General features: G+C 44.0%; 23 protein-coding genes, 1 other RNA gene and 1 pseudogene. 7 read left to right on the top strand and 18 right to left on the bottom strand.

The features are described 5' to 3' along the window. The first annotated feature begins 13 nt into the window (after positions 1-13). The 3 genes from ffh (at position 14) to xerS (ending at position 3,977) form a co-directional block, all read left to right on the top strand. A complete protein-coding gene (gene ffh, locus ACERC7_RS03090; protein WP_373666102.1) occupies positions 14-1,573 on the top strand; it encodes a signal recognition particle protein in 1,560 nt (519 codons plus the stop codon). Positions 1,574-1,720: 147 nt separating this feature from the next. Continuing rightward, a complete protein-coding gene (gene add / locus ACERC7_RS03085) occupies positions 1,721-2,746 on the top strand; it encodes an adenosine deaminase (protein ID WP_373666101.1) in 1,026 nt (341 codons plus the stop codon). A gap of 160 nt (positions 2,747-2,906) precedes the next feature. After that, the gene (xerS, locus tag ACERC7_RS03080; RefSeq protein WP_373666100.1) at positions 2,907-3,977 is read left to right on the top strand and encodes a tyrosine recombinase XerS; all 1,071 of its coding nucleotides are present in this window, start codon (positions 2,907-2,909) and stop codon (positions 3,975-3,977) included. Positions 3,978-4,035: 58 nt separating this feature from the next. Here xerS and ACERC7_RS03075 read toward each other — a convergent pair whose 3' ends face one another. From ACERC7_RS03075 to efeO, 6 genes are read right to left on the bottom strand one after another with little or no spacing between them, the layout of a single operon-like run. After that, on the bottom strand, positions 4,036-4,404 hold the full coding sequence (locus ACERC7_RS03075) for an OsmC family protein (protein WP_373658434.1): 369 nt from the start codon (positions 4,402-4,404) through the stop codon (positions 4,036-4,038). Continuing rightward, positions 4,404-4,577, bottom strand: coding sequence for a twin-arginine translocase TatA/TatE family subunit (locus tag ACERC7_RS03070; RefSeq protein WP_373666099.1), 174 nt, complete (start codon positions 4,575-4,577; stop codon positions 4,404-4,406). The genes ACERC7_RS03075 and ACERC7_RS03070 overlap by 1 nt, the downstream gene beginning before the upstream one ends. Before the next feature lie 2 nt (positions 4,578-4,579). Then, positions 4,580-5,284 (bottom strand): twin-arginine translocase subunit TatC, encoded by a 705-nt coding sequence (gene tatC, locus ACERC7_RS03065; protein ID WP_373666098.1) that lies wholly within the window; start codon positions 5,282-5,284, stop codon positions 4,580-4,582. After that, positions 5,281-6,978: an FTR1 family protein gene (locus ACERC7_RS03060; protein WP_373666097.1), complete on the bottom strand. Its 1,698-nt coding sequence runs from the start codon at positions 6,976-6,978 to the stop codon at positions 5,281-5,283. The genes tatC and ACERC7_RS03060 overlap by 4 nt, the downstream gene beginning before the upstream one ends. Continuing rightward, the gene (efeB, locus tag ACERC7_RS03055; protein WP_373666096.1) at positions 6,956-8,197 is read right to left on the bottom strand and encodes an iron uptake transporter deferrochelatase/peroxidase subunit; all 1,242 of its coding nucleotides are present in this window, start codon (positions 8,195-8,197) and stop codon (positions 6,956-6,958) included. Before efeB ends, ACERC7_RS03060 begins: the two co-directional genes overlap by 23 nt. 9 nt (positions 8,198-8,206) lie before the next feature. Continuing rightward, positions 8,207-9,070, bottom strand: coding sequence for an iron uptake system protein EfeO (gene efeO, locus ACERC7_RS03050; RefSeq protein WP_373666095.1), 864 nt, complete (start codon positions 9,068-9,070; stop codon positions 8,207-8,209). 144 nt (positions 9,071-9,214) lie between these two features. On the opposite strand from efeO, the gene ACERC7_RS03045 reads away from it, so the two are divergent. Beyond that, positions 9,215-9,622, top strand: coding sequence for a NusG domain II-containing protein (locus ACERC7_RS03045; protein ID WP_373658440.1), 408 nt, complete (start codon positions 9,215-9,217; stop codon positions 9,620-9,622). Positions 9,623-9,652: 30 nt separating this feature from the next. Here the strand turns inward: ACERC7_RS03045 and ACERC7_RS03040 are convergent, their stop codons facing one another. From ACERC7_RS03040 to ACERC7_RS03020, 5 genes are all read right to left on the bottom strand, one after another. Then, entirely contained in the window at positions 9,653-10,609 is a 957-nt protein-coding gene (locus ACERC7_RS03040; RefSeq protein WP_373658441.1) for a 1,4-dihydroxy-2-naphthoate polyprenyltransferase, read from the bottom strand. Then, the gene (locus tag ACERC7_RS03035; RefSeq protein ID WP_373666094.1) at positions 10,599-11,639 is read right to left on the bottom strand and encodes an FAD:protein FMN transferase; all 1,041 of its coding nucleotides are present in this window, start codon (positions 11,637-11,639) and stop codon (positions 10,599-10,601) included. The genes ACERC7_RS03040 and ACERC7_RS03035 overlap by 11 nt, the downstream gene beginning before the upstream one ends. Positions 11,640-11,692: 53 nt before the next feature. Then, on the bottom strand, positions 11,693-12,220 hold the full coding sequence (locus tag ACERC7_RS03030) for an FMN-binding protein (protein ID WP_373658443.1): 528 nt from the start codon (positions 12,218-12,220) through the stop codon (positions 11,693-11,695). Positions 12,221-12,281: 61 nt separating this feature from the next. Continuing rightward, entirely contained in the window at positions 12,282-13,253 is a 972-nt protein-coding gene (locus tag ACERC7_RS03025; RefSeq protein WP_373658444.1) for a polyprenyl synthetase family protein, read from the bottom strand. Between the two features lie 261 nt (positions 13,254-13,514). Continuing rightward, on the bottom strand, positions 13,515-15,398 hold the full coding sequence (locus ACERC7_RS03020; RefSeq protein ID WP_373666093.1) for an FAD-dependent oxidoreductase: 1,884 nt from the start codon (positions 15,396-15,398) through the stop codon (positions 13,515-13,517). A 266-nt stretch (positions 15,399-15,664) separates the two neighbouring features. Between ACERC7_RS03020 and ACERC7_RS03015 the strand changes: the two genes are divergently transcribed. Beyond that, the gene (locus ACERC7_RS03015; RefSeq protein ID WP_373658477.1) at positions 15,665-16,180 is read left to right on the top strand and encodes a Gx transporter family protein; all 516 of its coding nucleotides are present in this window, start codon (positions 15,665-15,667) and stop codon (positions 16,178-16,180) included. Between the two features lie 115 nt (positions 16,181-16,295). On the opposite strand, the gene pcrA is transcribed toward ACERC7_RS03015, so the two are convergent. Continuing rightward, complete coding sequence (gene pcrA / locus ACERC7_RS03010) at positions 16,296-18,572, bottom strand: DNA helicase PcrA (RefSeq protein WP_373666092.1); 2,277 nt, start codon at positions 18,570-18,572, stop codon at positions 16,296-16,298. Between the two features lie 99 nt (positions 18,573-18,671). On the opposite strand from pcrA, the gene ACERC7_RS03005 reads away from it, so the two are divergent. Continuing rightward, positions 18,672-19,865, top strand: a complete 1,194-nt coding sequence (locus ACERC7_RS03005) for a cation diffusion facilitator family transporter (protein ID WP_373658448.1) — start codon at positions 18,672-18,674, stop codon at positions 19,863-19,865. 29 nt (positions 19,866-19,894) lie between these two features. Here the strand turns inward: ACERC7_RS03005 and ACERC7_RS03000 are convergent. Then, a pseudogene (locus ACERC7_RS03000) lies at positions 19,895-20,274 on the bottom strand (PH domain-containing protein). Between the two features lie 12 nt (positions 20,275-20,286). Then, positions 20,287-20,886 (bottom strand): TVP38/TMEM64 family protein, encoded by a 600-nt coding sequence (locus ACERC7_RS02995; protein WP_373658449.1) that lies wholly within the window; start codon positions 20,884-20,886, stop codon positions 20,287-20,289. An 80-nt stretch (positions 20,887-20,966) separates the two neighbouring features. Between ACERC7_RS02995 and ssrA the strand changes: the two genes are divergently transcribed. Continuing rightward, positions 20,967-21,313: a transfer-messenger RNA gene (gene ssrA, locus ACERC7_RS02990) on the top strand. Positions 21,314-21,728: 415 nt separating this feature from the next. Here the strand turns inward: ssrA and nox are convergent. From nox to ACERC7_RS02970, 4 genes are all read right to left on the bottom strand, one after another. Beyond that, entirely contained in the window at positions 21,729-23,096 is a 1,368-nt protein-coding gene (gene nox / locus ACERC7_RS02985) for a H2O-forming NADH oxidase (protein ID WP_373658450.1), read from the bottom strand. 295 nt (positions 23,097-23,391) lie between these two features. Beyond that, positions 23,392-24,339, bottom strand: a complete 948-nt coding sequence (locus ACERC7_RS02980) for an ABC transporter permease (RefSeq protein WP_373666091.1) — start codon at positions 24,337-24,339, stop codon at positions 23,392-23,394. A gap of 1 nt (position 24,340) precedes the next feature. Beyond that, positions 24,341-25,402, bottom strand: coding sequence for an ABC transporter permease (locus ACERC7_RS02975; protein WP_373658453.1), 1,062 nt, complete (start codon positions 25,400-25,402; stop codon positions 24,341-24,343). Next, entirely contained in the window at positions 25,395-26,927 is a 1,533-nt protein-coding gene (locus tag ACERC7_RS02970; protein ID WP_373658454.1) for an ABC transporter ATP-binding protein, read from the bottom strand. The genes ACERC7_RS02975 and ACERC7_RS02970 overlap by 8 nt, the downstream gene beginning before the upstream one ends. Positions 26,928-26,957 lie beyond the last annotated feature (30 nt).

Here is a 26,957-nt window from a genome sequence, read left to right as displayed (position 1 = left end):
TATGTAATATTTTATGGCATTTGAAAGTTTAACCGAACGCTTGCAGGGCGTTTTCAAAAACCTGCGTGGTAAGAAAAAGCTGAATGAAAAAGATGTTCAAGAAGTCACCAAGGAAATTCGTCTGGCTCTCTTAGAAGCTGACGTTGCTCTTCCTGTCGTTAAGGACTTTATCAAAAAAGTTCGTGAGCGAGCCATTGGTCACGAAGTCATCGACACGCTCAATCCCAGTCAGCAAATTGTTAAAATTGTCAACGAAGAGCTGACAACCATTTTAGGTTCTGAAACAGCTGGTCTTAACAAATCGCCAAAAATCCCAACGATTATCATGATGGTTGGTTTGCAGGGGGCTGGTAAAACAACATTTGCAGGCAAGCTCGCAAACAAGCTCATCAAAGAAGAAAATGCTCGCCCACTGATGATTGCAGCGGATATTTATCGTCCAGCTGCCATTGACCAACTTAAAACCTTAGGTCAGCAAATCAATGTCCCTGTTTTTGATATGGGGACAGAGGTCCCTGCGGTTCAAATCGTAGCAGAAGGTCTCAAGCAGGCGCAGATAAATCGCAATGACTACGTCCTCATCGATACGGCAGGTCGGTTGCAGATTGATGAGAAGCTTATGGAGGAGCTACGTGATGTCAAGGCACTAGCTCAGCCAAATGAGATTTTGCTGGTTGTCGACAGCATGATTGGTCAAGAAGCCGCCAATGTTGCTCGTGAATTTAACGACCAGTTAGACATCACAGGGGTCATTTTAACCAAAATTGATGGTGATACTCGCGGTGGTGCCGCCTTGTCTATCCGCCACATTACTGGTAAGCCGATTAAGTTCACTGGTATCGGTGAAAAAATTACTGACATAGAAACCTTCCACCCAGACCGCATGTCCAGTCGTATCTTAGGGATGGGTGACCTCTTAACCTTGATAGAGAAGGCTTCAGCCGAATATGATGAGAAAAAATCGTTAGAATTGGCTGAAAAAATGCGGGAAAATACCTTTGATTTTAATGATTTCATCGATCAGCTGGATCAGGTACAAAGCATGGGCCCAATGGAAGACCTACTTAAAATGCTACCAGGCATGGCTGGTAACCCGGCACTTGCTAATCTCAAAGTTGACCAGCGCGAAATCGCTAGAAAACGCGCCATTGTCTCATCCATGACCCCTGAAGAACGGGAAAATCCAGACTTACTGACACCGAGCCGTCGTCGCCGTATTGCTAGCGGTTCAGGCAATAGCTTTGTTGATGTCAACAAGTTTATCAAAGATTTTAACCAAGCTAAGGTCATGATGCAGGGGATGATGAATGGGGATATGACTCAAATGATGAAGAAGATGGGTATCAATCCCAACAATCTGCCGAAAAACCTCCCAAATATGGGGGGGGGTCTGCCTGATTTTGGTGGTATGGATATGTCTTCCCTCAGCGATATGATGGGGGGCGGTGCTATGCCATCTATGTCAGATATGTTTGGCGGCGGTCTCAAAGGGAAAATTGGTGAATTTGCCATGAAGTCTGCCATGAAACGTCAAGTGAATAAGATGAAAAAAGCTAAGAAGAAACGTAAATAAGATAATCAAACTCACACCTTTTGATCTGCGACTGACAGAAACAAAAGGTGTTTTTTAATCATGCACTTTTTAATTAATAAAATAGTTGACTTTTATTTTTTTATCAGTTATAATTGATAAAATCCGAATGAAAAAGGTGTATTATAGATGGATATTCAACAACTACCTAAAGCCGAGCTACATTGCCATCTGGATGGTTCCCTATCATTCTCAGCTATTCGTCAACTAGCCCATTGGGCCGATATCAGTCTTCCAGAAAGCGATGAGGAGTTAAAAACACTTGTCACAGCTCCTTCAGATATTAGTAGCCTTAATGATTATCTAAGGACTTTTGATACTATTCTTCCTTTGTTACAGACTAAAAAAGCACTGAGGTTTGCTGCCTATGATGTGGCTCAGCAAGCCGCTAAAGAAGGTGTCATTTATGCCGAAATTCGTTTCGCACCAACCCTATCCACCGCTAAGGGGCTGACTGCCATAGAAGTCGTCGAAGCGGTTTTAGATGGCTTTGAACAGGCTCAAGATGATTTTGGTATTGTTGTCAAAGCCTTGGCTTGTGGGATGAGGCAGTCAAATCTTGATGAAACTTATCGCATGTTTAAGGAAGTTAGCCGTCTTGCGACACGAGGCCTAGTTGGTTTTGACTTTGCTGGAAATGAGGCTGATTTTCCGACTGGTGTTTTAGAAAAAATCATCACAGATACTCAGGCACTAGGGTTGCCTTTTACCCTCCATGCTGGAGAATGCGGGTGCGCTAACAATATTGCACAAGGTCTGAAACTAGGCATTAAGCGGTTTGGTCATGCGACAGCCCTATCCTTATCAGCAGAGATTCTTGATGATTTTGTTGCGAAAGAAGCAACTGCTGAATTATGCTTAACAAGCAATCTTCAAACAAAAGCAATTTCTGAATTAAGTGAATATCCTTACCATATTTTCTACGATAAAGGCGTACGAATAACGATAAACACCGATAACCGAACAGTTTCTGACACCAATTTAACAAAAGAATACCAATTATTTGCTGATTATTTTGGGGTATCTATAACAGATTTTTTAAGGTTTAATGAATATGCTTTAGAGGCCAGCTTTGCCACTCCAGCGGAAAAAATGAAACTTTTGGAAAAATTACATCAGGGCTACGCACCATTTTTAAACACAGACAGCAATTAACTAGACAGAGTTGAGATGAGCAAACAATTCATACTTGAGATTGTCAGCGCATCCTACTCTAATTTTCACCTTACATCTTTCCGAAAAACTATAATTTTCTTGAAAAATATATCTTTCTATGCTATACTACTTATATAGAAAGATATAGTATAGGTGATTTATGCGACGTGAGTTGTTATTGGAGAAAATTGAGGAATTAAAAGGAATGATGCCCTGGTATGTCTTGGATTATTACCAGTCCAAGCTCGCTGTTCCTTATAGTTTCACGACCCTGTACGAGTATCTAAAGGAATACCGTCGATTTTTTGAATGGTTGCAAGATACAGACTTGGTCAGCGCTCAGCGGCTGGCAGATATCCCCTTGGATACACTGGAACATTTAACCAAAAAAGAGGTCGAAGCCTTTATCCTCTACCTACGAGAGCGTCCTCTGCTCAATGCTAATACCACCCAACAGGGAGTCTCGCAAACGACCATTAACCGTACCCTGTCAGCTCTTTCAAGTCTTTATAAATACCTGACGGAAGAGGTCGAAAACGAACAAGGAGAGCCTTATTTTTATCGCAATGTCATGAAAAAAGTCTCCACCCAGAAAAAAAGAGAGACTCTAGCCTCTCGTGCGGAAAACATCAAGCAAAAACTCTTTTTAGGTGATGAAACGACTGCCTTTCTCGACTATGTGAACACCGAGTACGAGCACAAACTCTCCAATCGTGCTGCTTCTTCTTTCCGAAAAAACAAGGAGCGGGACTTAGCGATTTTAGCTCTGCTATTGGCGTCTGGCGTGCGATTATCCGAAGCGGTCAACCTCGACCTCAAGGATGTCAATCTCAAGATGATGATCATCGACGTGACGCGAAAAGGTGGCAAGCGCGATGCTGTTAATGTGGCAAATTTTGCCAAACCGTATCTGGAAGCCTATGTCGCTATTCGCAAGCAACGCTACCGATCAGAAAAAACGGATGTTGCCTTTTTCTTGTCTGAATACCGCGGTAAAGCTAATCGTATCGACGCTTCTTCTATTGAAAAAATGGTGGCAAAGTACTCCGCTGACTTCAAAATCCGTGTCACTCCTCACAAACTCCGCCATACGCTAGCCACTCGCCTCTACGATGCCACCAAGTCTCAGGTCCTTGTCAGTCACCAGCTCGGGCATGCCAATACCCAAGTCACAGACCTTTATACCCATATTGTCAATGATGAGCAAAAAGATGCCCTAAACAAGCTATAATGTTACATATTTATAATTATGTAAAACACCAACTCGGAAAGTCGGTGTTTTTTTACGGTTAACTTCTTGTGAATACGATATTGATAACAAGGTCGGGGTGCAATAACTGCTTAACCCGACATTTATCGGCGATGTAAGCTTCTAACTCAAGTTCAAGGTCAGGCTGTATTGGCTCTGATAGGGCAACCTGTATATCAAATGTTGCCTCACTATAGCTTGCAGAAACCTCAACTGGAAAATCCTCGTTTCCGTGTCGTCGTGCAAAGTAGCCTTGGACACACATGCTGACACAAGAGGCTAGGGCAACGACAACCAAACTGACAGGGGTCTCTCCTTGTTCAGTTGTTGCAAATGTGGTGATTGGCTCCCCATAACCTGTTGATTTCACTTGAAATAGCTGTTCCCCTTTGACGTATGTCTGATACATCACTTGTTCTCCTGATTCTCATCCTCATTGGCTGATACAGCTTTTTTGAATTCGGTAATCATTTTACCGATGGAAGCGCCTAGTTCTGGTAGTTTTTGCGGTCCAAAGATAATCAGAGCTGCAATCACAATAACCAAAACACCTGGTGCACCAATATCTCTTAACAATCCCATTATTATCCTCGTTTCTTTTCTACACTTCTACTTACTATGATACCAATTTCATAAATCAATAGCAAGGGTAAACTCATGATCAGGTCACTAATCACATCTGCTGGTGTTAACATCACTGCCAAACAAATCATGGCAAAATAAGCCTGCCTACGATAGCTTCTTAGGAAGCGAGCATTAACAAGACCTAGACGTGTCAAAAAGGCGATAATAACTGGAAATTCAAACAAAATAGCTAACGGCAGGGTGGTGTGCCAAACGAAAGACAGGTAATTTTGTGCTGTTATCTGGGTGATAAATAAATCATCTCCCAATGATAGTAAGACCCGAAATAAAGACGGTGTAACCAGATAAAAACCAAATGCTAAGCCTGTGATAAAACAGGCAAAAACAGCTGGAATATAGGTCAGTACCCCTCTTGCTTCACTAGGTTTTAGCGCGGGACGAACATAAGCCCAAATCTGATAAGTGATGAATGGCAATATCAGGCTGAAGCTCATCAAGCTCGCCAACCGAACATAAATCCATAAAATATCATTCGGACCAAGAACCAGCAATTTTTGTTTCAGGGGACTGGTGATAAAACGATACAGTTCAGGTGACCAGTACAGACTTAGGATAAAAAATCCGACAAAGGTCAATAAGACAATGATGAGCCTTTTCCTAAGTTCGGTCAAATGCTCTAAGATACTTTCTTCTTTATGGGTCATGCTTCCCTACTTTTTATAACAAACAGGCTAACAGCGACCGCCAGAATAAGGATTATCTGCAGTAGGACAACTTCCCAGCTCGGATAAATGCCCAACCAGTCAATACTTGGCAGCCAAGTGATGTGATGGCTCGAAACCTGATTGGTCAACTGTAAGGTGTGAATGCTGACACCTAACATCTTAAAGGCTAGCCCATAAATCAACCACCCCAAAACATAAAAGAGACGGTTAATCGGCAATCGTTTGGCAGAATTCAAGAAAATGACGGTCAAAACGAGTAAGCAGGCTAGGGCTAGTCCAATACCAACCAAAAAATCAGGCAGGGAAATGTGAGGCAACATGCCTGCATAAAACAAAATGGCCTCAGCTCCTTCACGAAAAACAGCTAAAAATGATAGAAGAAACATGGAAAAGAAAGATCCTGTTGACATGACAAGGGACAGTTGTTTTGTCATATAAGCTTGCCAGGCAGTAGCTTGAGATTTACGATGTAACCACATGCCGATGGTCAGCATCATCACAACCGCAAAAATACCAATAAATCCTTCTAAAATTTCACGGTTAGCACCTGAGGTAAAAGTTGGAAAGAGCTGATGGAGCAACCAAGCTGTCACTGCGCTCGCTACTAGTCCTGCTACTGCTCCGCCATATACCCAGCGTAAGCCTTTCTTTTGCCCGACTGAGCGTAAGACACCCACTAAACTCAAAACAATGAGCAGAGCTTCAACTCCTTCACGTAGCAAAATCAACATGCTATCAAAAGGTGTATAAGCCGCTGTCGTATCAATGGTTTTTAACTGACTGATTAAGTCACGCAGGTCTTGCTGCGAATCTTTTTCAGAAAACTTTGCCATGATAATCGGTATCTGGCTTTCTACCTGACGGTACAAACTGGCATTCCTTGTGCTGACGGCACTTTCAAAGCTCGGCCAGGCAAGAATAAATTCACGCAACTGTTGTTGTCCCTTGCTCAAGTTTCCCTCGTTAGAAGCTTTTACTGCTGCTTCTAGGGTGGCAATGCCTTGACTGAGACTAGAAATCGTGGAAATGGCAGCTACGTCTTCTCCTGAAACAAATGCCTTAAGCGCCGTTTCTAGCTCATTTAACTGGCTAATGATGAGTGTTTTGTCTAAAGGGTCGGTCTCGATAGCTGCTCGCAAAAAGGATAAAGCTGTTTCGATACGCCCATAATGCTTAATGGTTGGGCGAACCCGAGCCTCATGACGTGTCCAAACACTATTAAAGGCTAAAAAGGCTGTTTTTAACTCCTCTCTATCCTCTACACCGCTGATGGTTTGGCGCAGGCGCTCAAGAGCTGGAAAAACCTTGTTCTCAAATTTTTCAAGTTCGGTCTCGTAATCGACAGGATTTTGTTCCTGTTCAAACTGCAGCAACTGTTTGGATAGATTAGTGAGTTCAGCTTCTGTGATGGTTTTATCAGATAAGCTATCGGCTACTGCAACTAAAACTTCCTGACCTGCTTTAGACTTGCTCTCTTCTAAAGCAACAAATGCTTGCTGGAAATTTTCTAGCTCTGTGAGAGCTTTGTCTGCTTGATGATTTTGTAGAGCTGTTTTGGCATCGGAGATTTTGATAAAAAATTCACTGTAAGACTGGGCATGAACTGGGCTGACAAACAAGGCAAATGCCGCTATTATCAGCAACACAAGTCTATTCAAATAAGTCTTGACCAAGATAGCCTCCTTTTTTGACACCAGCAAAGCAAGCAAATAGCCCAGAACCAATATGAGTGATGTATTCATTAAGCTTATCACTGGCCCCCATCATGGTCTGGATTTTGACAAATTGGTCAGGGTCCTTTTGAAAGGAGATAAAGAGCAGACCAGACTCAAATTGCCCTGTTGTCTCGTTAATCCCGTCAGAATAGCTATAAGAACGACGATAAAGCTCCAGACCGGTTTTCTTAGCCAGATGAACATGAGAATCAACAGGAATGACAGGATTTCCTTGAGCATCTGTTTTCTCAATATCGACTGTGGCAAATTCATCAGTTTCTCCCAAGGGTGCTCCGCTAATCTTATGACGACCGAAGGTATTTTCCTGCTCATTCAAACTGGTTCTGTCCCATGTTTCTAAATGCATGCGGATTTTTCGAATCGCCATAAATGTCCCATCTGCCAGCCAGTCCTTACCATCGTACCAGATAATATCCTGCTGGGCTTTAGGTTTTGTTGGGTTGGCAGTTCCGTCTTTAAATCCAAAAAGGTTACGTGGTGTTTCCTTACCGTTGCCGATGGCTGTAAACCCAGACTGACTCCATTTCATGGTGACTGAACCTCTGGCTTTCCTGATTAGATTGCGAACAGCATGAAAGGCGACTTGCTCATCATCTGCACAGGCCTGAATCATGATGTCGCCACCTGTATAACGTTCCTCTAGCTGCTCACCAGGAAAGGGCGGAAACTCTTTGAAAACACTAGGAATTTTATGGGTCCAGCCTAATTTTTCCAGAAAACGTCTGCTAATGCCAAAGGTCAAGGTTAAGCGATAAGGATTTAGCCCGACGGTTTCTCCAGTATCTTTTGGCGGTAAGTGAATGTTATCTGGTTCGTCTTCGACAGCCTTACCATCAATGAGGTTCTCAGCATAGACCGTCCAGTCCTTAAAGACCTGACGCAACTGATTTCTATCTTTTGTCGCCAAATCGAGTACCACAAGGTAGATGTTTTTCTGCACTGGGCTGACGATACCGGCCTGATGACGGCCGTAAAAGGCAAAACTATCCTGACCGACCAACTCGTTTTTAACTGATTGAACCTGCTTGGTCAAGAGACCTCCGACGACTGATGAACCGACCAGTGCTCCAGCACCTGCTAAACTAGCCTGCTTGAGAAAATCTCGTCTACTCAGTTTTTTGTCGAAAAATCTTGTTTTTTTATCATCTTGAGTCATCGATGTCTCCTATTCAATGACAATCCCCATTTGAGATAGGGGTTCACCTAACTTCGTGACCGCTTCTGACAAGGCACGTGTGTCTTCCTTGGTCAAGTCAGTATAGGATTTGTAGTTGGTACCATCCGTCATGTGGCTGTCAAGTAGCGCATGTACATCTGCAAATCGAGCCTCCAACTCTTTAACAAGGTCAGAATTCTTTTCTTGTAAGAGCAGACGGAAGAGGTCAAAAATCTTTTCTGCTCCCTCGATATTGGCGCGGAAGTCGTACAGATCGGTATGCGAGTAGATTTCTTCTTCACCGGTTATCTTGCTTGTGGCAACTTCGTTGAGCAAATCAACCGCTCCCGTAGTCATCATGTCTGGAGTCACATCAACTGTTGATACCTTGGCACGGAGTTCCTTGATGTCTTTGACCAACTGGTCAGCGTATTCGACCGTTCCCTCGGTCGTGTTATTTTCCCAGAGAATGCGTTCGATACGGTGAAAACCAGACCAGCCCTCCTCCGTGTTATTCTCATCGACATAGTCTACCAAACGGAAATCAATTCGAACATCCAGCTCACCGAAACTCTCTGCAATCGGTTCGCTCCGTTCATAAGCCATCCTGATAATGGGATACTGCGCTTTAGCTTCTTCAAGTTTGCCCGCTTTTAAGAGCTCCGCCCATTTTTCGGTATCCGTCAGCAGCTGGTCGATTTGCTGTTCAACAAAAGCCTGATAGTCCTTAGTAATCTGATTTAACTGGTCTTGATTATTTAGGACAACCGTCTGACCAGACGAGGGAGATGTTGCCGTCGGGCTGTTTTGAGCACAAGCTGCAAGGCTAAGGGTAGCTACTGCCAATAGGGAATAACGCAAAATATTCTTCATTGTAACCTCTTTCTAATGCTTATATTATAACGGATAGGAACGAGTCTTGTAAACCATTTCTCAAATATGAGAACTGTTATAAAATAAGCTATCTCCACTCTCTTCTATCGTGACCTTTGCCTGGCTTTTTGGTAAAATAAAGAAATGAAAAGCATTCTTAAACATTTCAAACCTTATGACTATCTTTTAATTGGGGTAACCCTGCTAATCAGCCTATCGCCTTGGTTTATTACTCTCTGGAAAGCCCAACACCCGCAACCAGCTAACCTGGTTGCTGTTGTCAAAATTAAGGGTGAAATTGTTGACCAGTTCGACCTGACTGCTGACAGCACCAATCAGACCATCACCTATACCCCAAATCCTGGTCAGTATAATATTGTCGAAATCGACAGCGGGCGGATTCGGGTCAAGGAAGACAACAGTCCTGATCAGATTGCTGTTCGGACTGGATGGATTAGCCAGGCTGGACAAGTTCTGGTCTGCCTGCCCCACCAATTTCTCATCGAAATCCAAGGTCAGGCTAGCGAGGATGAGCTTATTTTACCGCGATAGCAAAAAAGCCCAAACTAGGGCTTTTTCTTCTTAACGAAACAGTCCAGCAATCAGCAAGACCAGCACATAGAGCCCGCTCCAAAGCACAAAACTCTTTATGCTCTCTATAAAAGTCTCCCGTTTGACCTGATTGGCTGAAAAACGTTTGATACTGCTCAGGTGCAAGGGAATAGCTAAGCAGATAAGCAAGCTCCACCAAGGTAACAGCCTTAGCAGAACAGCTAAAAGAAAACTCACCCAAGGCAGAGCGGACAACATTTGATAGAGCTTGACTGAGCGGTCCGGGGTCAAGTAATGCACCAAGGTGTAACGGTGATTGCGCACATCCTGTTCATAGTCGCAGATATTGTTGGCAAGCATGATATTGGCAATCAAGGCCACCAGAGGCAAGCTGATTAAGGCTAGCTCAACGAGAGGCCTGACATTGACTTGCAAGCTGAAGAAACCATCCACCCAGCCACTGCGGACAAAGTAGGTTGGGTACTGGACATAATTGGCCAAAAAGAAGATGCCAAAACCCATGGTCACTCCAGAAAAAGCTTCTCCCAGAGGCAGGCGAGACAGGGGCAGAGGACCAAAGGTATAGAAAATCCCAATCAAAAAGCAAACCATACCCATAGGCAGGAGCAACCAGTCCGTCTGCCAGACCAAGACCAGAGATAAGGCAGTTGCTAAGCCTAAAAGACCAAAGATAATTTGGACCATTCGATTATAATCGAGCCGATGTCGCCCAATGATATTATCTTCTGTTTTATAGAGTATGTCCTTAGCCTTCTTATAGTCCATCGTATTGTTGATGGCAGTGGTCGTCAAATCAAAAGTCAAGACCGCTAGGCTAAACAAAAAGGTATTGAGCCAATCCAGCTGACCGTACCAGTAACGGTACCAGAGCAAGCCCATGATCAGTGGGAAAATACTAGCCACTTTGGTCTTAAGTTCCACAAACTCTAAAAAAATTGGTAGGGTTAATTTGGTTTTAGTTGGCAAGGTGATACTCCTCGTTGCTTAATTCAAAGGTGTTTTTCAGACCATCACTAACATGAACTCCGTGGTCCTTGTCAACGAAAACAGCTTCCGCATCGTCCAGTTGGTTGATATGGGCAAGTCCTTCCTCTAAGCCCATGACAAAGAGACTCGTAGAGAGAGCATCAGCCTGGGTAGATGACTTGGTAAAGACCGTTACGCCGGAGATACTGTTGTCAATCGGGTAGCCCGTTTTAGGATTAAGGATATGGTGATATCGAACCTCATCCACTTCCAGATACCGCTCGTAAATGCCAGAAGTCACAATAGAGCTGTCGGTCTGAAGCACACTGCCAACCGTTGCTCCACGGATTTCGTCAGGGTCTTGAACACCGATCTTCCAGCCGTCAGGATTGTTGGGAGAGCTACCCATAACAATGACGTTACCTCCTAGATTGATGACGGCTGTTGTGATGCCTTTCTTGACAAAAAGATTTCTAATCTGGTCAGCAATGAAGCCTTTAGAAATGGCTCCCAGCTCCAAAATCATGCCTGCTGGAATTTTTACGGTCTGGTTGGTCTTGTCTAATTCAATTTTTCGATAGTCGATATGATTTAGCCCTTCAGTAATTTCTTCATCCGATGGTTTTCTGGCCTCAGTTGACCCAATTCGCCAGAGCTGACTGATAGCCCCGATAGAGATGTCAAAACGACCTTGGCTGGTCTTAGAGACCTCAATAGCTTCTTCTATCAGGCTAAAGGTGCGCGAATCCACCTTAATAGCCTCTTTACCTGCAGCCTGATTAATCTTGTAAATGTCGGACGTTTCTAAATTAGTGGAGAGTAGGCTTTCAAGCTCTGCTATTTCAGCCAAAGCTTCCTCCATAACCTCCTCTAGACCTTCGTGGTAGATGCTAAGGGTGACGACGGTGTGAAGGAGGGACTCGGTTCGGGTCAGGGGTGTTTTGGTGACGGTCAGACCGTCAGTGTTTTTGGTCTGGCAGGCGGTCAAGAGGGTCAAAACCAGACCTACAAGGACAAAAAAGCGTTTCATAAGATCCTTTCTTTGATAGGCGAAAAGCCCTCAAATGAGGACTTTCTTGACAATTATTTGATGATGATAGTCTCAGTTTTGCCTTCTTTAGCAGCTGCAATCAACTCAGCAATTGATTTTTTGAAGTCGTTAGAGATGGTTGTTGCACCTGAAACTACTTCGATGTTCTCAAGACCTGGTGTTGCAACAACGCCAGCGTTAAGTTTCTCGATAGCTTCTGCATGAGAAACGCCAACTTTATCTTTCATGTTGGTGTTATACTCAGCACTCTCACTTTTAAGTTGACCTTCAGCGTTGATGTAGTCGAATTTAGACTCAACTACTTTAGCGTCTTTAACAACAATCGTGTGAGTGATTTTCCAACCGTGCTCATCTGCTTCAGCACCTTCTGCTGTGTAAGTCCCATCAACAAGAGTGCCGTTAGTTGCACCTGATGTTGCTTCTGCTGAGCTTGAAGCTACCACTGATGAGCTTGCTTCTGAAGATGTAGCGGCAGTTTCTTCTTTCTTAGCACCACAAGCAGCCAGCGTCAAGCTAGCAGCCAAAACAAGAGCACTGTTTAAAAACCATTTTTTAGACATGTATGTTCCCTTTTCTATTTGTTTTTTTACTACTTAATGTTACCATATCGTGATAAAATTGTCAAATTTTTTTCGACAATTTTGCCAAAGACTGTGAGGATATCCCCAATTCCTTGAAAGCTCGTTCAGCCTTAGCCAAATAAGCTATTTTTAACCTTCTCGTTTTTTCCAGAGCCTGACTGGTTGCCAGTTTATCCATCAAAATCTGCAAATCTTCCTCTGACCAACCGTGTTTTTGTCGCTCATTTATCCAGCCCTTAAAATCAGGATAACCAACAAAGGCATAGAGGATTGGAGCCGTATAAATACCGTTTTGCACGTCCTGAAACCGAGGTTTACCTGACTGACCTAAAGCCTGCTCATAATCTAAGAGGTCGTCCGCTAGCTGAAAGGCCATCCCCAGAGCCCGTCCTGCCTGATGGGCTAACTGGAGCTCACGAGGACTACTTCCCACTCTCAGACTACCACCTTGACAGGCTAAGGAAAATAGCAGAGCTGTTTTACCTTGGATTTGTTTGAGGTAGTCTTTGAAGGTAATTTGGAGATTGTAGTGATTGAGGAGTTGACGGATTTCACCAACTAAAACCCCATCAATCAGCCGATCTTTAAGACCGTCTGGTGATTCTTTCAGACCAAGCAGTTGTAATCCCTTGGTTGCCAAATGTCCCGCCTTAGTTAAGAGGTAATCTCCTGTGTAAATGGCTAAGCGATTAGAAGTTACCTGATGCAGGGCTTCAATGCCTCTTCTGTAACTGGCCCCATCAATCACATCATCGTGCACCAGGGTGGCCAAGTGAAAGAGTTCTAAAGCAGCAGCCAAGTAGTAACGCCCTTCCCTTAACTCGCCATCCAACTCCAAGGCGACCAGGAGGATTAGACCAGACCTCAGGTATTTACCAGGAGCGGTGATATAACGTGCTACTTCCTGTCCAATCAGACCAGGCAAACCCTTAGATTCATCCAGCATAATCTGACGAACCTTAATCAGCCCAGCCTGAACCTGAGGAAAATCATCCCAAATCGGGTGAACCATAATAACCTCTCCTTTCGTCTCTTGTCGCTTGCAGAGGGAGTGAGGGGCCAGAGATAGTATTTCATCTTTTCACCCCTTGCTCGATTACTCGGGGTGAAAAGATAAGAATAACTTGCCAATTCTTCCCCCTGTGTCTTATTTCATTAACCGCGAACCTAAGAAGGTCAGGAACCTTGTCCTAACCTTTTTACATTTTCTTTTTATCCTTATTCTGGTTGAGAAAACGCATTGCTCTGCTATTTCCCAAAGGTAATCCATAAACTATTTCTTCTGCCCATAAATGTGGCGTTCTTTACCGTATAGGAGGCGATCTAGCTGGTTACCTAGCCAAGGCATTACCCAGTAGTCCAGACCAAAGGCTTGACCAGCGCCACCCATGAGGGCGATAGCAACTGGAATAAACCAGATGTTTACCCAATAGAACATGCCCGACAGGCTGAACATAGCCACCATACCAGCGGTTATTGCAGAAATCAACCAAACAAAGAGACCAGCAATCAGAGCCAAACCGATGGCAATCTCAACGAAGACCATGAATTTTTGCATGAGAAGAGCTACTTCTTGATTAGGCATCATAAATTCCATAATGGACGCAAACCAATCTGGCATTTGTTCAAAGACCGTCATCGGGGTTTCGCCGTAAGTGTAGCTCAGGCTAAAGACTGGCTCAGCCACTTCTGCTGCTGCCATTGAGGCACTGGTTGTTGCCTCCACTGCCTGAGAAGCACCTGAAACTGTCTCTTGCAACCAAGGAAATGGAAAGACCACCTTGTCTCCCAACCACGAGGTTGTGCCGAAGAGACCAAAAGCTTTTTTCAAGCCTTCAAAAAGCCAGACACTACCGTAGAAGACCCGCAAAGGCACTAGCCAGAGACGATTGCCTTTGCTGGACAAATGGCCACCAAAGACGTTACGACGGTTTTTGACATCAAAGAACTCGTGACGGGTATAGGTCACCATGTTGTAGAGGGAGCTGATACTGAAGAAGTAAACTAGGTTGACCAGATGCTTGACCAGGGTCGCCATAAAGCCTGACAGGTGGTACTTGTCATTGAGGTAAGCCACGGCATATTTGGCACCGATAGAGACCATGAAACCATCGTACTTGCCTTCGAAAGTGTGTTTTTCCCCTCCGGTAATGGCTGCTGCAATGTTGCTAGCTGCGGTATGCCCAGTTTGCTCAGCTGCTTGAACAATCTGAGGTACTGGTCGCCCTTCCTGACTGGCATCTTCATAGTAGACCAAGTCACCAGCCACATAAACATTTTCCTTGTCCAAGGCTTCCATGCATTGGTTAGCCATGAGACGTCCAGCACGACCTTTACTGATGTTGAAGTTTTCAGTATCTGAATTGGCCTGAACACCAGCTGTCCAAATTGATGTATAAGTTGGGATGGAACGACCTGACGCCAGATTGAGCTGATGATTGTCAACAGACGTTACCCCATCTGCCAAAATCAATTCAACACCTCTTTTCGTCAGGTACTTGGTCGCCTTCTCACGCTCCACCTCAGTCACCATAGCCAAGATGTTTGGTGTGGCTTCAACCAATTTGAGAGAAAATTCTTTTTCGTCCAAACGGAACTGTTTAGCCAAGATTGGTACCCAATCAATCAGCTCACCAATCATCTCAATCCCTGTAAAGCCTCCCCCAATAACAGTGAAGGTCAAGAGGGCACGGCGTTTGGATTCGTCATGTTCACGGCTTGCGCGGTAGCAGGCATCAATGATTTGGGCATGCAGGGCTTCCGCTGCTTCGATAGACCAGAGGGTAAAACCATTCTCTTTAACACCAGGTGTGCCGAAGTCATTGGCTTCACCCCCCATAGCTAAGAGCAGGTAGTCATAAGAAAAAGTGCCGTGCTCAGCAAGAACTGCCTTCTTATCATAGTCAACCTTGGTCACCTTGTCGGTCACTAGATCAACTTTGGAGTACTTTTTGAAAATTCGTTGTAGATCATGCTTGACCGCATCAGGTTCCACCCGACCAGCTGCTACTTCATGAAGCTCAGTCATATAGGTCATAAAGGGATTCTTGTCAATCAAGGTGATGCTGATATCTTGATTTTTCTTAAAGGTCTTTGCTAAATGGCGAGCAGCTGAAACACCAGCATAGCCAGCACCAACAATAACAATCCGTTTCATTGGGAAAAATCCTCTCTAACTATTGATAAGTTCTATTATAGCAGGTTCTCAAGAAAGAGCAAGGGAAATATTTCGACCAAGCCTAATAATAGGAGTTTTAGAGAATAATAATGGGCTTTTTTTATCTCACTTTCAATATACGCTCAACTTCCACAACAATCCTCACTTGCCTATTTGACTCAAAAGAGTTAGTATTAAAGTAAGAATAATTTTAAGTAATAATAGTTTTAGAAAGGACTGACGTGACCAAATCTATTAACAAAACCATGTTTATCACCATGTTGGCAGCACAGGCAGTGATTATCAGTCTAGTTGAGCGGACTATCCCAGCTCCCTTTGCCTTTGCACCTGGAGCCAAGCTAGGTCTAGGTAACCTGATTAGCTTAATCGCCATTTTTAGTCTCAGTCCCAAAGACAGTTTTAAGGTAATCAGCCTGAGGCTAGGTGTCTCTACTCTTCTGGCTGGGGGCTTTTCTAGCTTTCTTTATGCCTTGGCCGGAACCCTACTCAGCTACCTGGGTATGCTGGCTAGCAAACAGCTAGGACCAAGACGGGTCAGCCTAATCGGGATTTCTACTTTAGGTGGGATACTTCATAATCTTGGGCAACTCCTGGTCTTCTCAATCTTAGCGCGATCTTTTGCCCCGCTGAACTACCTCCCTATCCTAGCTTTTTCAGGTATCCTCTCAGGATTTGTCGTTGGTCTAGCTGGTCACTTCCTCCTCAAAAAAATTGCACCTCTACGCACCTATTATCCTGAACTAGCCAAGACTTGGCTGTAGTTATTTTTTAGGAAAATAGCTGATTAGTAAGGATGTACTCTACAAAAAAACTGAGATAGATTCGCATAACTGCCAGTCAGCCCTGCGAACCTGTCTCGGTTTTTTCTTTATGAGATTAGTTTTTCTTCTCAATCGGTGCTAGGCTGGCGAGCAGTTTTTTGAGACCGATTTCTGGGAACTTGATTTTGAGTTCTTGGTTGCTGCCTGTGCCCGTGACTTCAAGCACTAGACCTTGCCCCCATTTGCGGTGAATGGCAATATCTCCCACCTGCCAATCAGTTGCGTTGGTGTCTGGCTGACCGACACTTGGTCGAACAGGCTGTCCGAAGGTGGCTGGGCGAGCCTGAGCTTTGCGAGCTTGCAAGGCTTGAGATAAACTCATCCCTTGACCAAACTGGGTTGCTCCGCCATTTGCAGAAGAGGCAATAAAAGACGTGTGGGCTGGACGTGCCAGTCCCTGATAATCCAGCAGATCCGCTGAAATCTCGTTAAGGAAGCGACTAGGACGGTTGTAGCCCAGCTTACCAAAGAGGGTGCGGGCGTTGGCGTTGGTCAAGTAAAGCTGAGTCTCAGCTCGAGTGATGCCGACATAAGCTAGACGGCGCTCCTCCTCCAGCTCCTCAGGGTTTTCAGTCGCACGACTGAGCGGAAAGACGCCCTCCTCCATGCCGATAAGAAAGACCAGCGGAAACTCCAGTCCCTTGGCCGCATGAAGGGTCATGAGGGTCACCTCAGCGCTCTGACTGTCGCCATCATCGGTGTCTGCAATCAGGGCCAAGTCATTGAGAAAGCGACTGAGTTTATCAAGCCCTATCTCTTCTGTCGTTTCTTCCTTGTCGTCAAAGTTCTTAGTCACCGAGAGAAATTCTCGGATATTTTCTACCCTTGCCTGACTCTCCAGCGTATTTTGTAACTCAAGGGCGGACAGGTAACCTGTCTTGTCAAGAACGGTCTCCACTAACTCAGTCAAACTATAATTGTCTAATCGGTCACGGAGGTTGAGCAAGAGATTACCCAGCTCAAAGAGAGCTTGAGCGGCCTTGCCCTTGATGCCAGACAGCATAACCTGACTAGCCCCCTCCAGCAAGGATAGGCCAGCTGGATAGGCAAAATCGCGGATCTTGTCCAGCGTGCCTGGCCCCACACCACGCTTGGGTTCGTTGACAATCCGTTCAAAGCTCATGTTGTCGGCCGGGTTAGCAATGACATTAAGGTAGGCGATGAGGTCTCGTATTTCCTTACGGTTGTAGAATTTGGTGCCGCCGACCATGGTGTAGGGAATATCGGCCTTTAACAGGGCTTCCTCAATGGTACGAGACTGGGCATTCGTCCGATAGAGCACAGCCATATCCTTGAAAGACCTGCCGTCCTGTCTGACAGCTTGATCAATCTGGCTAGCGACAAAAATTGCTTCCTCATGCTCATCACGCGCCCGATAATAAACCAACTTGCCGCCGTCATCATTTTGCGTCCAGAGTTTCTTGTCCCTGCGATTGCGATTATTTTTGATGACCTCGTTAGCTGCCTGCAAGATGGTCTTGGTTGAGCGGTAGTTCTCCTCCAGGAGCACCACCTTAGCCTCAGGATAGTCCTTTTCAAAATCTAGGATATTCTGCATATCCGCACCCCGCCAGCCGTAGATGGACTGATCTGCGTCTCCGACCACACAGATGTTGCGAAAACGAGAGGCCAAGAGCTTAACCAGCTGGTACTGAGCATGGTTGGTGTCCTGATACTCGTCCACGTGGATATACTGGTAACGGTTTTGGTAATAGCTGAGCACCTCAGGTTGTTCGTCAAAGAGGCGCAGGGTCACCATAATCAGGTCATCAAAGTCCATAGCCTCGCTGCGGCGCAGTTCAGCCTGATAGAGCTTGTAGCACTTGGCGACCATTTGTGTGTAGATATCGCCAGCCTGCATCTCGTAGGCCTTGTCATCCAGTAAATCATTTTTAGCATTGGAAATGGTACCTAAAATCGCGCGTTCATTCCATTTTTTCGGATCCAGATTGAGCTGTTTGAGGATACGCTTCATCAGCGTCCGCTGCTCACCAGGATCAACGATGGTAAAGTTGTGACCATAGCCGATTTTGTCTCCCTCACGGCGCAAGATTCTCACGCACATGGCGTGAAAAGTGGCAATCAAGGTATCCGCTGTCGCTGGATTGAGGGCCATAGCACGCTCTTTCATCTCGCGTGCGGCCTTATTGGTAAAGGTGATGGCGAGAATGTTCCAAGGTGCTACACCGACCTCATCAATCAAATAAGCGATACGATGGGTCAATACCCTGGTCTTACCAGAGCCAGCCCCAGCCATAATCAAGAGCGGTCCTTGCGTTGTCTGCACAGCCTCTGCCTGTTTGTCATTCATTCCGTTTAATAATGGGTTCATATTATCCTCATTTCTTTGTCTTGAAAATTATAGCACATTTCCAACAGGAAAAAAAGAATGGCACAAGCGATTTGCGTCATTTCGTGCTATAATAGTCTCATGACACATCCTAGTAAGAACCTCAAGTTAGCGGAGCGTGGACCGCTGATTAGCATTGTGACCTATCTCATTTTAGCGATCAGCAAATTGACCGCTGGGTATTGGTTAACATCATCGTCATTGATTGCCGATGGCTTTAACAACCTTTCAGACATTCTGGGAAATTTGGCCATCCTCATCGGACTAAAAATGGCACAGAAACCAGCCGACGGTGACCATAAATTTGGGCACTGGAAGATTGAAGATTTGGCCAGTCTGGTTACTTCTTTTCTGATGTTTGTGGTGGGGGTTCAGGTTCTGGTTCAAACAACTAGAGACATTGTCGCTGACAGCCCTGTGACAGCTGACCCTCTAGGCAGTCTGGTCGGCTTGGTCTCAGCTGGCGTCATGTTTGCCCTCTACCGCTATAACAAGCACCTGTCTCAATCCCTAAAGTCGGGCTCACTCCTAGCTGCTGCCAAGGACAACCTCTCAGATGCGGTGACTTCGCTTGGAACCAGCTTAGCTATTGTCGCCTCAACCCTCAAGTTTCCCCTATTCGACAAACTCGTTGCCTTGGTTATCACGCTTTTTATCCTCAAAACCGCCTATGAGATCTTCAGCCGCGCTACCTTTAGTTTGTCGGACGGCTTTGACGACCAGCACCTGACTCAGTACGAAACGGCTATCCTCCAGTTGCCTAAGGTTTTGGCAGTCAAATCCCAAAGGGGTCGAACCTACGGTTCGAATGTGTATCTGGATATTGTGCTGGAAATGCACCCCGACCTATCGGTTTACGAGAGCCATGAGGTAACTGAACAGGTCGAGCAGCTCCTACGTGACCAGTTTGGTGTCTACGACATTGACATTCACGTCGAGCCTTCTCCTGTTCCTGAGGACGAAGTCTACGAGAATGTTTACCACAAGCTCATTAAACTGGAAAAAACTGTCCTCTCTAAAATCCCAGATTACGAGAACTTGTTGACAAGTGAATTTAGATATGTTGATTATACTGGTCAAGTCCTTTCAGCAAGAGACTTTGACCATGATAAACCGTCTATTGGCAACGACATGACGGCTATTGAACTAGTCTCTATCAGTCAGAAAACCAAACTCCTGACCTACGAGCTGGACGGCTGTCATCACAGCTCCCTCTGGCGACGGCATGAAACCTGGCAACTGATGTTTCATCAGGTAACACAAATCCCTCGTTAAGTAACCTTAGCGAGGGATTTCATATAGCGTCATCGTAAAACAGCTTCTGCCACGGCTTGTTGAATCTGGATGACACTGTTATCGCTCTTGAATTGGAGAATTTCAGCCGGTTCTGCTACCGAGGAAATCCAAATTTTCAACTCAGAGTCAAGGTCAAAATGACCAGAGGTTTCAACAGTAAAACGTGAAATGGAACGATACGGAATGGACTTGTAAGAGACTTTTTCCCAGTTACTCCCTGTTTATCCACTAAAATTAAACGTTTCTCTGTAAACACAATCAAGTCTCGAATCAGGCTAAAAGTCAGGTGTACCTGTTCGTTTGGAATGAGAATGTCTGCTAAGTCGCGCTCGACCTTATCGTTGTCACGTTGGGACGCATTGCCTAAAAGTCCTAAAAATAATCCCATTGTTAGCTCCTTTTATTTGAATAGATGAATTAAATACTGTAGTAACTTTGCACCATACACCCACAGCACAGAGTAGCCGATAATAGAAAAGGGTTTTGTCAAAAGGATGATGGTCGTAAATCGTCGTAAGCTCATCTTAGTCAAGCCTGTTATCATCACCATAATATCAGCTGGTGAGACAGGAGAGACCATACAGAAGATAAAGAACCATTCATACGTTTTACTCTCTAACTTCTTCTCGTACTTGTTGAACTCACTTTCTTTAACAAATAACAAAATGAAAGCTTTGCCATATTTCTTAACCAAGAGAAATAGCAAAATGCTACCGATGACAATACCTGTATAGTTGTAAATAAAGCCCCATATTGGACCAAAAACCAAGGCACCTGCTACTGTCGTGACCCCACCTGGAATGATTGGAATAACGATTTGAACGATTTGAATGAGAATAAAAATAACAGGAGCAAGTAATTTGTACTGTAAGACCCAATCTTTGAAAGCATTGCTATCATTGAGGATCCCTTGCTTAAAGAGCCAGATAACCATGACTGCTGATCCTACCAGAGCTAAAATACCTAAAATCTGGAAAAATTGCTGTAATCGTTTATACATGGATTCTATCATACCAAAATCTTTTTTATTTTGCTATTTTTTACTGTTTATGTTACAATGTTGTAAGCAACATAATTTTCGGGGTCGTTACGGATTCGACAGGCATTATGAGGCATGTTCTGCAACTCGTGTGGCGACGTTAACGCTCAGTTAAATATAACTGCAAAAAATAACACTTCTTACGCTCTCGCAGCTTAATAACCTGCAAGCGTGACTGACGGCTGTTTGCTTACGGCAACCTGAGGTCTTAATCTAGTAAGCTGGTTGACAAGAGAGGTTTCGTGCTTGTCAACGAGATTTAGAAACTCGCTAGTCGCAGGCCTGAGTGGTGTGTCGGCGATTAGTTAAAGCAAAACACCACCTATGGTTGTAGACGAATATGTTAGCAGGTGTTTGGACGTGGGTTCGACTCCCACCGGCTCCATAATAAGTTCTTAAAATTTTTTTAGAATAGCTAAAGACGTTGTTAAAGCAGCGTCTTTAGTTTTTACCTTGCTAATTTGCAATATTTTAAAATGTCATCTATCACGGTTTAACAGTCGGTTCTGTCAGTTCGACTGTTTCGTGCTTAATAACAGATGTCTCTAAATACCTTGTCTAACATCATATAGAGTGGGGCTTAATCGGGTTATCGTCAGAGCTATAAAAGCTGATGACATCAACTCATTAGGGAATAGAGATGATCTGCAACTCACGTTTTACAACTGTCAAGGCTCAGGCACTTTGGAGCGTTCAGCTATGTCTTACTTAGTGAATAATAATAAAAAGGAGAGAACTAATTTAGTTCTCTCCAAATTTTAGCGTTTCGCTAATTTATTTAAGGGCAATAATAATTTAAAATCTTATTTCGCACTTAAAGCTGCCATGGTGATGTAGTTGTATGGCTTATTGAAATGTGGCAAGAAGAGAATATCAAGAAGAGCCAACTTGTCGATGGTTACTTGCTCTTGGATAGCTAGTGAGAACATGTGCATACCCATAGAGATGTCTTCTTTAGAAGCTATTTGTGCACCTAAGATAACACGAGTATCAGCATCGTAAACGATACGGATTTTCACATCATGGTTATCGTGTTCCATGAATTCTGGTTTTTGCAAATCTTCAAAGTCAGTTGCAACAGCATTGAATCCGAAGCGTTTAGCTTTTTCAAGTGTCAAACCAGTTGATACCATCTTGAGATCAAAGATAGAGATACCGTTAGATCCTTGAACACCAGCTGTTTCAAGCTCAGTACCACAAGCATTATGTGCTGCAACAATAGCTGTACGGACTGCGTTTGATGCCAAAGCAATATAGTTTGTATCTTGCAATGAGTTGTCATAAACAGTTGCACAGTCACCAATGGCATAAACATCAGGGATGTTGGTTTCACCTTTTTTGTTAACCACAAAGGCACCGTTACGGAAGAGTTCAATCTTACCATCTCCAAGGGCAGTGTTTGGACGGAAACCAACAGCCAAGATAACCATATCAACATCGAAAGTTTCTTTGTCAGTCACCAAACGCTCAACTTTGCCATCGCCTTCCACGGCTTGTACAGTTTGACCAAATGCCAACTTGATACCATTTTCTTCAAGGTTTTTGTTCATCAAATCAGTGAATTCTGAATCGTAGTAACCACCGAGTGATGTTTCAGCAATATCAACCAAGATAACTTCTTTATCAAGGCGTTTGAAGGCTTCAGCCAACTCAACACCGATGTAACCTGCACCAACAACAGCTACACGTTTGATGTCTGGGTTGTTGAGTTTTTCGATAACCTCAGCAGAGTTTTGGTAAAGTTTTACGAATTGCAAGTTTTCCAAAGTTGCTTTGAACTCACGTGAACCTTCTTGGATTTCAGCACCTTTGATTGGAGGCAAGATTGGTTGTGAACCTGTCGCAAGGATCAACTTGTTATAGCTCTCAACATGTTTTTCACCGTTGACAATAGCATGCACTTCTTTTTTATCGTAGTCGATGAACTCAACAGGTGACTCCATGTAAACTTTAGCGCCTTTTGATTCAAGCGTTTCTTTATCTGAGTAGAACAAACCTTCTGGACCTGAGATTTGTTTACCAATCCAAAGCGCCATACCACATCCCAAGAATGAGATGTTGTTGTTTTGGTCGAAAACAACTACTTCGTTTTGATCGCCATAGTTGTTCAAGATAGTGTTAATAGCTGATGTACCGGCGTGGTTAGCACCGACAACAACGATTTTAGCCATGTGTAAATTCCTCTTTCTCATTTTATGTAATCATTTACAATAACTATTATAGCATACTTCACAAAGAGTTTCAAGTTTTTTCTCTGAAAGCCCTTAAATTAACAAAAATCAAGATTTTTATCCAAGTTTTTGTGAAATTTGTAACTTTCCGGAATCATAAATCAATCAAATACTACTAAAGAAGGTTTTAGCTCATATTGTTTTCTTGTTGGATTTATCTGGAATGACCTAACAGTAATAAGAAAAAATAGCATCATAAGACCGGCGTGTCTCACTGGTCTTATGATGACTATTATCATTTTGATTTGATATAATTGACACCGCCTGCTTTTGGTCCAACGGCTTTACCAAAGAAAGCAGCAAGAACGATAATTGTCAAGAGATACGGAGCCATCTGCAAATAGACCGTCGGAACTTTTGACAAGAATGATATTTGCCCGCCAATAACTGCTAAACTTTGTGATAAACCAAAGAACAAACTAGAGAGCATCGCCCCAATTGGATTCCAACGACCAAAGATCATGGCTGCTAGCGCAATGAACCCAGGACCCAGTATGGTTGTTACGGCAAAGTTAACAGAGACAGATTGTGCATACAAGGCACCGCCCATACCACCAAGGAAGCCTGAAATCATGATGCCTAGATACTTCATCAAATAAACGTTAATCCCTAAGGTATCTGCTGCTTGTGGGTGTTCCCCTACTGAACGTAATCTCAATCCAAATCGCGTCTTATAAAGGATATACCAAGCCACGAAAGCAAAAGCAACCGTTAGATAGCCTGCAAGGCTAGTGTTTTTGAAGAAAATATCTCCAATCACTGGCAAATCTGCTAGTACTGGAAAATTAAATTTACCAAAAGCATGTCTAATGTTATCTGTCTGACCTTTGCCATAGAAAACTTTAGTCAAGAAAACGGCTAAGGCTGGTGCCATTAGATTTAAGACAGTCCCTGAAACCACATGGTCAGCACGGAAATTAACCGTAGCAACCGCGTGGATTAGTGAGAATGCTAGTCCTGCAATTCCTGCCATTAAGAGGGCAATCCAAGGGGTCGCTTTCCCCAAATTCTCCGCCATTTCAAGATTAAAGACAATACCTGTAAAGGCACCGATAACCATGATTCCTTCAAGACCAACATTGACAACGCCTGAGCGCTCGGAGAAGACGCCACCAATGGACGTTAAAATGAGAGGCGCCGCATAAACCAGCATTGACGGAACTAAAATTGCAAACATATTCATCTTATTTCCCTCCTTTTACTGCTTTTTTAGGCTTGATGTAACGCTCAATCACATAGTGAGCTCCGACAAAGAAAATGATAGAAGCTGTCACAATTTTAACTACTTCCGGTGGAATGCCTGCAATATTCATACCAGGAGAGCCGACACTCAAAGTACCGAACAAGAAAGCTGCAAAAATACTGCCGATTGGGTTGTTACCTGCCAGAAGACTGACAGCCATACCATCAAATCCGATGGCCAATGAACTTGATTGAACAAAGACGTTTTCAAAAGTGCCTAGACCTTCAACAACACCAGCTAATCCCGCCAAAGCACCTGAGATAATCATTGAGAGAATGATGGTTCGTTTGGAGGAAATACCTGCATACTCACTGGCATAGGGGTTAAGTCCCACTGAGCGAATCTCAAAACCAACGGTTGTCTTGTTGAGCAAATACCAAATAATCGCCACCGCAATCAAGGCAAGGAAAATGCCTAAGTTAGCACGAGAATTATTGGTGAAACTTGACAGCCACTCTAAGCGGTAAGTCGCATTAGCAGAAACAGCAACGGTTGAATCAATGGATTTTTTAAGCGGCTCTGCCATCAATTGTTGAATAGCATAGTTCCCAAAATAAAGGATAATGTAGTTCATCATGATGGTAACGATAACTTCACTTGTGCCGAGAAATGCCCGCAAGATACCAGGGATAGCCCCTGCAATGCCCCCAGCTATCATACCAATCACAACGGTTAAGAAAATCATCAGCGGTCGTGGCAGGTCTGGGAAAGCTAAAGCAAACCAGCCTGCCGCCAACCAGCCCGCAAAGGCTTGACCAGACAGACCGATATTAAAGAAGCCTGCTCGGCTAGCTACTGTAAAGCCAAGTGCCACTAAAATCAGAGGCGCCATCGCACGAACAATTTCACCGATATTCTTCAAGCTACCAAATGCTGTCTGGAACAGCCCTTCATAACCCCAGATAGGATCATAGCCAAAGAGCAGCATAATCAGAGCCCCTAAAATCAGACCCATCAGTACCGAAATCAGAGGTACAGCAATCTGTTGCGTTTTTTTAGACATTGTTTGCCTCCTTTTCAATACGACCACCTGCCATCAAAATACCCAATTCTTGCTTGTTGGTGTCTTCTGGCAAGACAATACCTTGAATCTGACCATCATGGATAACTGCAATTCTGTCAGATAGGTTAAGGATTTCATCCAGTTCAAAACTCACCACCAAAACAGCCTTGCCTTTGTCACGTTCTTCAATGAGACGACGGTGAATATACTCAATCGCACCAACATCAAGTCCACGAGTGGGTTGGCTAACAATCAGCAAATCAGGGTTTCTATCCACTTCACGAGCGATAATGGCTTTTTGCTGGTTACCACCTGAAAAACCTTTAGCAGGCACCAATTCATTTGCTCCACGGACATCGAACTCAGCCATTAGCTTTCTAGCGTACTCATTCATTTTATTGTAGTTAAGGACACCATTTTTGCTAAGCGGTTCTTTGTAGTAAGTTTGCAAAGCGGTGTTTTCAGCTAATGTCATTTGAAGAATCAATCCGTCACGATGACGGTCCTCAGGAACATGACCAACACTGAGCTCTGTGATTTGGCGGGTCGTCATTTTTGAGACTTCTTGCCCTTTTATCGTAATACTACCTGATTTAATCTTACGAAGACCTGTGATAGCTTGGATCAACTCACTCTGTCCATTACCATCAATCCCTGCAATACCAACAATCTCTCCAGCTCGTACATCCAGAGACAAGTTCTTTACAGCAGGGACACCACGATTTTCATTGACAACTAAATCCTTGATAGACAAGACAACGTCCTTAGGCTGTGCTGCTTGTTTTTCAGTTTTAAATGAAACTGAGCGTCCGACCATCATTTCAGCTAAATCTTGTGCAGAAGCCCCGGCCACATCAACTGTTTGAATGGATTTACCACGACGAATAACCGTCACGCAGTCTGCAACCGCGCGGATCTCATCAAGCTTATGGGTAATCAAAATGATCGACTTGCCTTCCTTGACCAGATTTTTCATGATAACCATCAATTCTTGAATCTCAGCGGGAGTCAGAACTGCTGTTGGCTCATCAAAAATGAGCATGTCAGCACCACGATAGAGGGTTTTCAAAATCTCTACACGTTGTTGTGCTCCAACAGAAATATCTGCAACTTTGGCTTCTGGATCAACAGCCAAGCCATACTTTTCTGACAAAGCTTTAATTTCCTTATGAGCTTGTTTCAAATCAAGCACACCGTTTTTAACAACTTCATTGCCTAAGATAATATTTTCAGCAACCGTAAAAGCTTCAATAAGCATAAAGTGCTGGTGAACCATCCCGATACCTAGGTGAGCTGATTTAGAAGGTGAATCGATGACAACAGGCTGGCCGTTAATCACAATCTCACCACTAGTCGGTTGTAAGAGACCAGCTAGCATGTTCATGAGCGTTGACTTACCAGCACCGTTCTCACCTAATAAGGCATGAATTTCGCCTTTTTTGACTTGAAGATTGATGCGATCGTTTGCAACAAAATCACCAAATTTCTTGGTAATTTCACGCATATCAATGACAGGTTGTGCCATATCGTTTTCCTTTCATCCAAACATTATAAT

Origin of the sequence: Streptococcus sp. E17BB, assembly GCF_041807725.1 — a bacterium.
Taxonomy (GTDB): domain Bacteria; phylum Bacillota; class Bacilli; order Lactobacillales; family Streptococcaceae; genus Streptococcus; species Streptococcus entericus.
The sequence above is the reverse complement of the archived record's forward strand: the minus strand, read 5'-3'. Positions and strand labels throughout refer to the sequence as shown.